3 protein-coding genes are annotated in these 9,213 nt (G+C 65.4%); all 3 read left to right on the forward strand.

What is annotated here, in order from left to right:
- The first annotated feature begins 760 nt into the window (after positions 1 to 760).
- The 3 genes from CRD60_RS08160 (at position 761) to CRD60_RS08170 (ending at position 9,092) form a co-directional block, all read left to right on the forward strand.
- Positions 761 to 2,257, forward strand: a complete 1,497-nt coding sequence (locus tag CRD60_RS08160; protein ID WP_161522225.1) for a serine/threonine-protein kinase — start codon at positions 761 to 763, stop codon at positions 2,255 to 2,257.
- Positions 2,258 to 2,479: 222 nt separating this feature from the next.
- Positions 2,480 to 8,596, forward strand: a complete 6,117-nt coding sequence (locus tag CRD60_RS08165) for an Ig-like domain-containing protein (RefSeq protein ID WP_113860783.1) — start codon at positions 2,480 to 2,482, stop codon at positions 8,594 to 8,596.
- Between the two features lie 64 nt (positions 8,597 to 8,660).
- Positions 8,661 to 9,092 carry a hypothetical protein gene (locus tag CRD60_RS08170; protein WP_113860784.1) on the forward strand — a complete coding sequence of 144 codons (432 nt, stop codon included), beginning with the start codon at positions 8,661 to 8,663 and terminating at the stop codon, positions 9,090 to 9,092.
- Positions 9,093 to 9,213: the final 121 nt, after the last annotated feature.

The raw sequence follows: 9,213 nt of genomic DNA on the forward strand, positions 1-9,213 counted from the left end.
ACACTAATGTGAGCACGACGACTACACGACTGCGCCGTACGTGCGCACCAAACGCATATCGGGTTGTACCTCGCAGCACGGCGGCGGCACTACACAGCGCGCAGGACGAAGATCGCATCTGACGACCCGTAGGGGTGGAAAACATCGCGGACAAAGCTGCCCTGGCTCTGCCCCACCCCAGTGTTGGCTGGGTATAAGATGCATTTTTCCCCCCCCCCCCCCCCGCGAAAGCGCTGACCCATTCTCCTTCCATGTACCCAGCGAATACACACACGACACGGCACTCCCATCAGCTGCCAGCTGTGCCCCCAGCCGTCTTGGCCACATCCCATACAACAGGGAGCACGGCCCCTCACCCCTCACTTGCGTGGCTGGTCGCCCACAACACCCTATACGCCCCCAGCGGCGTACCTTCGCCAGCGCCATGCCCGCAGGATTCCCTGCCGGCCTGGCGGGGTCCCTCAAGCCATCCCAGTACCGTCGGCGCAAGCTGCAAGCAAGCTTCGCCCGAACAACGACACCAATGGACTTGATCGGCGGCATTCCTTAGCCGATCAGCAAGATGTTTTCTGCCTTCGGGCAGAAAACAAACAGCGGGGCCGCACCAGATACTGGGGGTTGGTACGGCCCCATTTCATACCATTTGCCAATAGACCACCCTCTTGCAAGACCGGACACACCGCAAGCCAACACCCATAGCGCCAGCCGGTCGCATAGGGCCGCTTCGCTAGCATGGTTGATGAACATAGAGGAGGAAACCATGACCAGCGGCACCGCTCCCGTACCAGCCATTGAAGGCTATGACTTCGTCCAGCTGCTGGGTCGCGGTTCGGCTGCCATGGTCTACCTTTACCGGCAGCGCGAGCCCGGCAGTTTGCTGGCGGTCAAGGTCGGCAGGAACCCCTTGGACCAGGACCAGACCCAGGCCTTGCGCCGTGAGGCCGACCTGATGGCCGAGCTTTCCGAGCACCCCTATGTGCTGACCATCCACCAGACCGGCATCAGCGCCGAGGGCCTGGGCTACCTCGTGCTCGACTATGCACCCCGGGGCTCCTACAAGGAATTGATCCGCCAACGTCCCCGGACCGGCGAGCAGACCCTGGACCTGGGGGTCAAACTGGCCTCAGCCCTGGCCCAGGCCCACCGCAAGGGCATCATCCACCGGGACATCAAACCCAGCAATATCCTGATCGGCCAGGAGGGACAGCCCCTCCTCTCGGACTTCGGCATCTCGACCACCATCTACCAGACCAAGGCCCGGACGGGCTTCTCCATACCCTGGGCCCCTCCGGAGGTGCTGACCGGCCACAGCAACGGCACCGAATCCGCGGATATATACTCCCTGGGGGCCACGCTCTTCGCCTGCCTGAGCGGCCGGTCCCCCTACGAGTATGGATACCAGCCCAAAACCCAGGATGAGCTGATGGGCCAGATCATCAATCGCCCTCTGCCAAGCCTGGACGTCCCCGGAGTACCCAAGGTCATCACCCGCTGCCTGGCCAAGGCCCTGGCCAAGGACCCTGATGACCGCTACCGGTCCGCTCTGGAGTTTGCCCGGGCCCTGCAGCAGACCCAGCAGGATTGCTACGGACAGGCACAACCGCTGGTGGTCGAGGGAGTGGACGAGTACCCACCGGCACTGCTGGCCGGCAGGAAGGGCTCCGACAGCCACGCTGGCACATGGGCGGCCGAAGCCGGCGGGCGAAGCCGGGGTGTGGCCTTGTCTGGAGGCCAGCGGTCCAGTCGCCATCACCGTAAGGCTTGGATCATCGCAGGGGTGGTGGCCATCGACATCGCAGCCATCGCCCTGGCCTTCACCCAATTGGTCCTGCCCAACATGGACAGCAAGCCAGCCAGGGAGCAGGCCCAGGTCAGTGGGCCCGGCGACCTGGGCGACGACCGGAAGGCCGCTGGCTCCCACCAGGAGGGGAGCCACCAGGAGGATCTGGCTTCGGTGAGGATTCCGGCCCCACAAGGCCTGACCGGCCAGGCCAACGACCAGGGCGCCAGCTTCAGCTGGTCCAATCCCGCCCCCCGCGCGGGCGACTCCTACGCCTGGTCACTGGTGCACGAGGAGGGTGGGCAGGATTCCCAGAGTCAAGCGGGCGCCGCACCAGGCCAGCTCTCCATCGTGAACACACCCACAGTCTCCATACAGCACCCGGAGCCAGGGCAGATCTGCATTCAGGTGAGCATTGTCCGAGCCAATGGTCAGATGTCGGACAACCCGGCCACCGCTTGCGTGACCAAGTCCTGATCGGCGCACCGCCTCCATCGCCGCCGGCAGACTGATCGGGGATTGGCCCCCTTGGGTAAGCTGGTACGAAAGGTCTCGCATTGCCGGATCGGCACCTGCCGGCCGGACGTGATGGACTGGGAGGACCAGGCGCAGGGGCCCGCCCCAGGCCGGTCCGGGAGCCAAGGGAGCCAAACTATCGGCAGCGGCAAGGACCGGAAGAGGCTGATAGGAAAGGGCGGTATGAGCGGAGCAGGACATGAGCGGCGGTGGCGGCAGGGCCGGGCACCCCAAGGGCCTTTGGCTGGACGAATCAGCAGTCTGGCCGGCCGGCGTTGGACCATGCCCATCATCGTGCTCCTGGTGCTCCTCGTCATCGTCGCCGGCGCCATCATCATCTCATCGGTGACCCGCAAGCAGGTCCACCTGGACGACGGCACGGTCTGGGTCACCTCGCTCAAGGACCGCAAGGCCGCACGCTTCAATGTCCGCATCAAGGACACGACCGGCGCCCTGACCTCCCAGGCCAACCGCTTCGACCTTATCCAGCAGGGCAGCGACACGGTGCTGAATGAGGGCGTCAAGGCCACACGGATCGACCAGTCCACCCTGGCACCCGACGGCAGGGCCCAAACCAAGGACTCGACACTCAGCGCCATCGGCGGGGGCAGCATAGCCTTTCTGAACACCAGGACCGGCGACCTCTGGGCCGGCAAGGCCGCCGACCTGAACACCCTGGACCCGTCCTCAGGTCGGCCCCAGATGAAGCTGGGCACAGGGGGCAAGATGGCGGTCAGCCATGACGGCAGGGTATACGGCTATCGGCCCAGCGACGGCATGGTACTGGTCCTTGACCAGCCGGATTCACATCAGCCCAGGCAGTGGGGGTCCCTGAGCGACCAGCGGCAGGAGCCGGCCGACGACTTCACCGTGATTGGCGACCAGCCGGTCCTGACCAGCTCAGGCCGGATCATCTGGAAGGGTGGCCAGGCCACCACCGGGTCCAAGACCAGGCTGAGGCTCCAGGCCCCACCCACCGACGACCAGCAGCAGGGGTGGGTTGCCGCCGCCGACAACCGAGGCATCTACACACTGGCTCTCAGGTCAGGCAACCAGGAGGTCTCCAGCCTGATGACCACTGGCATGGGCGAAGCCGCCAAGCCGGTATCCACCAGTGGCTGCGTCCACGGGGCATGGGCCCAGAAGGCCCGGAACTACATCAGCCTATGCCAGGCCGCCCAGACCTCTGCTCCCTTCAAGACCCTCCAGTCGGTGAGCGCCAGCTCGGACCTGGTCTTCCGCACCAACCACCGGTTGGTGGTCCTCAACGACGTGCTCAATGGGAACATCTGGAACCCCCAGGACTCCACCGACGTCATCAAGATCCAGTGGAAGACCCTGCAGACCGAGAAGACCGACCAGCGCAACCAGGACGACAAGTCGGCCAAGAACCACCGCAACTTCAACAAGACCTGCTCGGCCCAGTCAGGCCAGATCAAGGCCAACGACGACGGATTCGGCGCCAGGGTGGGCGGCCAGCAGATCCTGGATGTGCTGCGCAATGACGAGCAGACCGACTGCTCGGTCCTCCAGATCAGCAAGGTCAGCCCGCCAGCCGGGGCCGACATCAGCGTCTCCCCTGTATACAACGGGCGCTATCTGCAACTAGACGCCTCCTCGGCCTCGGCGGGGACCGCGAGCGTGACCTACGACATCAGTGATGGCAGGGGGCAGAGCTCCACAGCCAAGGTCACCATCAGGCTTACCGGCAACGGCGACAACCACGCCCCCAGACAGACCGACATGCCGCCCGAATACGACGTGGAGCAAGGCGCCTCCTTCACCGCCAACGCCTTGGGGTCCTTCAGCGACCCGGACGGTGACCCACTGACCTTGGTCTCCGCCGCCCCGCAGAACAGCGACCAGGTGGTGGTTTCCACCCGGGCCGACGGGCAACTGGTCTTCCACGCCGGCTCCATGTCGGCCGGACGGGTGGGCATCGAGCTGACGGTCTCCGACGGCCAGGCCACAGGAAGCGGACTGGTCTACTTCTCCGTACGCCCCGCCAACACCCTGCCCGCCCAGATTGACGGCGTGGTCCAACAGGCCGTTCCCGATGTGGAGACGACTGTGGACCTCAAGCCCTACATACACGGCAGCTCCATCCAGCCGGCCACCCTGGGCTCGGTCACGGCCACGGACGGGGCCACGGTCTCCATGAACGCCGCCGACCTGACCTTCAGCTTCCGCACCGGCAAACCTGGCACCTACTATCTGCCCTACACGGTCATGCAGGGGGCCGTGGAGGCCGCCGGCCTGGCCCGCATCGAGGTACAGCCGGCTTCCAGTGAGGGCGCCAAGCCCATAGCCGCCAACGATGTGGCCTTGCTGGGGGCCGACAGGACTGCCATTGTGGAACCCTTGGCCAACGACGTCGACCCCATGGGCGGGGTCCTGTCGGTCACCTCGGTGACGGCCGACCCCAGCCTGGGGATCAGGACCGGTCTGGTCAGCCACAAACGTGTCTACCTGACCGCCAGCCAGGTGCCCACCAAACCGGTGACGATCAGCTACACGGTCGCCAACGCCGCGGGGTCCAGCAAGGGCTCCATCATCCTGCAGCCACCAGCCCTGTCCACCGGCCGAACAGCACCCAAAGCCTCCAACATCAACCTTCAAGTGCGTACCGGCGGCATCGTGTCCACCGAGGTTCTGGACCATGTCTCCCATGCCGACGGCACCACCGTCAAGCTCAAGCAGGACCTGCAGACCGACCCCAAGACCTTCAAGGGGCTGGCCTTCGCCTCCGGCAACAGCGTGCGTTACCAGGCCTCCGACACCCCAGGCAGCTACCAGCTGACCTACACGGTGGTCGACAATCTGGGCAACGCCGCCTCCGCCCAGGTGACCATTGCCGTGCACGAGAAGAACCCCGACAACAAGCCGGCCCCCACCCCCAAGGACACCCAGGCCCAGGTGGCGGCCGGCCAGAAGGTCCGCATACCCATCACCCTGACCGGCATCGACCAGGATGGTGACGATGACGTGCTGCAGGGCCTGGGCAACACGGTGCCCAAACTGGGCCGGGTGAGCGAGGTCGGCGCCAACTACCTGGTCTACGAGGCCTACGCGGACTCCTCCGGCACCGACAGCTTCTCGTATGCGGTGGAGGACTGGACCGGGCAACGGGCCCAGGCGCAGGTTCGGGTGGGAATCTTCAAGGGGGCCTCCGATTCGGGGGTCTACGCCCGCGACGACCAGGTGGTGCTCCAGCCCAACACGGCAGCCACCGTGCCCGTCGCCCAAAACGACATCTCCGGCGACAACAACGACCTGACCGTCTCCAAGGACATACAGGCCCAGGGCATCGAAGAGGCCAGGGTCGTCGGCAACACGATAGCCTTCACCACCCCAGCCCAGGCAGGCACCAGCTATGTGGTCTACCGGATCCATGACAAGGCGGGACTGACCGATACGGCCACCCTGACCATCACCACCGACCCCTCCGCCCCAATCGAACCGCCCACCGCCTACGATTACCGGATCCCAGCCTCCGCCACCATTGACAAGAGGACCGTGGACGTGGACCTGGGACCCTGGATAGCCAACCCCTCGGGCACCGCCGATGAACTGGAACTGGGAGTGGACTCCTCCGCAACGGGCCACGCCCGGGTCAAGGGCGGCGCACAGTCCCGGGTCATCTCGGTGGATCTGACCGACCAGGCCCGTGCCGTGCCCTACACCGTGACCAACACCACCCACAAGGTCACCTCGACAGCCTTCATCCAGGTGCCCGCCTACGGGGTCTTCCCACCAACCCTGCGGCCCAAGGCTCCGGCCCTGAAGGTCAACGCCAGGGAGAGCCTGACCATCAACATCGCCGACTACGTACGGGTGGGTGCCGGCAAGATGGCAACCGTGGAATCGCCCGATTCGGTCACAGCCACCAAGGCGGCCAACAGCGACCTCTATAAGGACGAGCAGACCCTGAGCTTCACCGCCCCCAAGGACTACGCCGGCCCGGCCTCCATCTCCTTCACCGCCGTTGATGGCAAGCGAGACAAAGACAAGAAGCGAATCATCAACTCGGCGGTCCTGACCCTGCCCATCACCGTCATCGGCCGCAACATGCCACCGCCCACCTTCTCCTCCACCACCGTCGACGTGACGGCTGGCGAGGAGGCCACTGCCATCGACCTAAAGGCACTGACCCACTCCCCTGGCAGCCTCTACGAGGACGAGAAGGAGTACACATACTCCTGCACCGGTGGCCAGGGGTCGGTCACTGCCTCCTGCACAGCCGGCGGCAAACTGACCCTCAAGGCCAGTAGGGACGCCAGACCCGGCGAGGTATCCGGCATTCCCGTGGCCATCAACTATGGCAAGGGCATGGTTTCAGCCGGCATAACGGCCCGGGTGGTCCAGTCCAACCGCCCCCTGGCCCGCGTGCCCGACCAGGCCCTGAGACTCAAGGCGGGTTCCAGCCAGAGCGTCAGGCTCTTCGACCAGGCCTTCAACCCCTTCCCTGACGGCTCCCTGAAGGCGGTGCGTTGCAGCTCCGGCGACTCGTCCGGCCTCAAGGTGAACTGCCAGCAGAACGGCACCATCTCCATTTCGGCGGCCCCCAACATCGGCGCCTCCTCCAACACGGTGCTGGTGGCCGTCCAGGACGACACCAAATCGGTGGAACGCCAAGTGACCGCAAGCATCAGGGTCTCCGTGGTAGACAAGCCCGACCAGCCCCTCCTCTCCCCCGTGGCCGGCCAGCCAGCGGACAGCTCCATCACCCTGAGCTGGACCCCGGGCTCGGCCAACGGCAGCCCCATCGACGAATATCTGGTCGAATGGGGCGGCGGCTCCACATCATGTGGAACAGTGACCTCCTGCCAGATCACCGGCTTGACCAACGGCCAGGAATACTCCTTCACCGTCAAGGCCCATAACGAGGTCGGCTGGTCCAAGCCCTCCGCACCCGTTAGGGGCAAGCCCGACAAGGTGCCCACGGCCCCGGGCAGGGTCAGGGCGCAGGCCGGCTACCAGAAGGTATCGGTCTCCTGGGATAGGCCCAGCTTCACCGGAACGGCTGTGGACAGGTACACGGTGGTCCTCACCGGTGGCACCGGGTCCTGGACCGCAGTGACCGGCGGGTCCACCAGCGTCGACTTCAACCTGGACCAGACCGCCATCGCCGACGGCAGCAGCTTCAGCGCCACCGTCACAGCCCATAACGCCGTGGGTGACGGCCCGGCATCCGCCGCCAGCGCCGCCGTGGTGCCCTGGTCCGAACCCGACAAGCCGGGCATCACCCTCAGCCAGCGGGGCGACCTGATACACGCCGACCTTCAGCTGGGCAACCTGCACAATGCCGGCTGCCGGTCCATCACGGTCTCCCAAGGCTCCTCGGTGTCCACCCTGGCCTGTTCGGCGACCTCCCATGATTTCACCATCGCCAAAAGCCAATACTTCACCCCTCTGACCGTCAGCGTGCAGGTGGAAAGCGAGCGCGCCGGGGTCAGAAAAGTGGGGAACAGCGCACAAATCACACCGACCTATGACATCCACCAGCCCAAGAATGTCCAGGTCGCCAACCCTGGCAAGGGCAGCTCCTGCACGGTGACCTGGGAGCAGGACGGCCAGGCCGACGACTTCACCATCCTGGCCGCAGGCCGGACCCACCCCCATGTGACCGCAACCAGCTTCACCACTGCCCTGGCCCCCTGGCAGAGCTGCTCGCCTTCGGTCAGCCAGAACTTCAACGGCCACACCGGGGCCCCCGCCCAGCCCAGCAATGGCGACGTGGTCAACAAGGTCAAAGCCCGGATCAACACACCGCAGGTGGCCTGGAATGAGGACCCAAGCAAACGCGCCCACCTGACCATCAGCGGCGGCACAGTGACCAGCTACGACCAGCCGGGTACCTCCATCAGCATGGTCATCACCCTGGGCGGCAACAAGTACAGCTACCCTTGGGCACCGGGCCAAGGAGATCTGGACACGGCGTCGAAGCCCGGCCTGCCCCTGAACGGTGGCGCGGACTACAAGATGTACATCACGGTGGCCAATGGCGACCCGGACTTCGACGCGACCTCAGCCGAGGAGCCCATAGCCGGCAGCCCCGCGCCACCGACACCCCTGTCGCCATTGGCATCATCGCCTTCCGGCCCCCTCCTGCCCATAGTCTATCGCGGGCAGGGACTCAGGGATCAACGGGGCTTCCAACCCCTGGCCTTGCGGACTGCGATGCCGATTGCCACCAGCGGCCCCATCCAGCCAGCCCCAGCAGCCACACTCGCCCCGCCGGCAGGGAGCGGTCTGGAACAGCACTGGACCATCCCACCGAAAGTCGGTGCGGGCGGATGATGCACCATAGATACATAATGTCGACAGATCCAACAGATGCAGCGTCGGAAGGAAGGGAGAGAAGATGAAGGAAGATATGGGCCAGATGCCAGAAGACCAGGAGGGCCTGACCGACACCGACCAACTCCGCGGACTGAACATCCCCTGGGGGCAGGCAGCCATGGGCGATGCCACCCAGCTCTCCGACGGCACCCACCAGTCCGGGGATAGAGACAAGGCGCATGGGACCATAGGGCATGGCCGGCCGGCAGGCGAACCAGCGACCGGCAGCCAGGCCCCCACTCCCAAGAGGTCGAGCCAGCCCCTTGCCCCCACGGCGTTATGGGCTGTGACGGTGGCGCTGAAGCTGCTGCCGTCGGCGATGGCGGTCTGGTCCAGGTTGAAGTCGACGCTGGTGGACCCGCCGGTCCCTGCGGTCCAGGACCCGTTTCCACCTTTGACGACCACCTTTTCCCTCTCCACCCCCGTTCCGTTTCACCTCTCCCTATCCCATTAGCCCCATACCTTCTCTTCTCCCTCCTTCTCCCTCTCCCTTCCCCGCCCCTTTTGCCCCTTCTCGGGTTTTCCCCTCTCTCCTTCCCCCTTCTTTGCCCCCCCTCCCTCTTCTCTTTCCTTTC

Source organism: Bifidobacterium aemilianum (assembly GCF_003315635.1).
Taxonomy (GTDB): Bacteria; Actinomycetota; Actinomycetes; order Actinomycetales; family Bifidobacteriaceae; genus Bifidobacterium; species Bifidobacterium aemilianum.

Excerpts from the sequence above, each read along its gene's own strand:
- CRD60_RS08160 (WP_161522225.1), top strand. The coding sequence starts at position 761 with ATGACCAGCGGCACCGCTCCCGTACCAGCCATTGAAGGCTATGACTTC.
- CRD60_RS08165 (WP_113860783.1), top strand. The coding sequence starts at position 2,480 with ATGAGCGGAGCAGGACATGAGCGGCGGTGGCGGCAGGGCCGGGCACCC.
- CRD60_RS08170 (WP_113860784.1), top strand. The coding sequence starts at position 8,661 with ATGAAGGAAGATATGGGCCAGATGCCAGAAGACCAGGAGGGCCTGACC.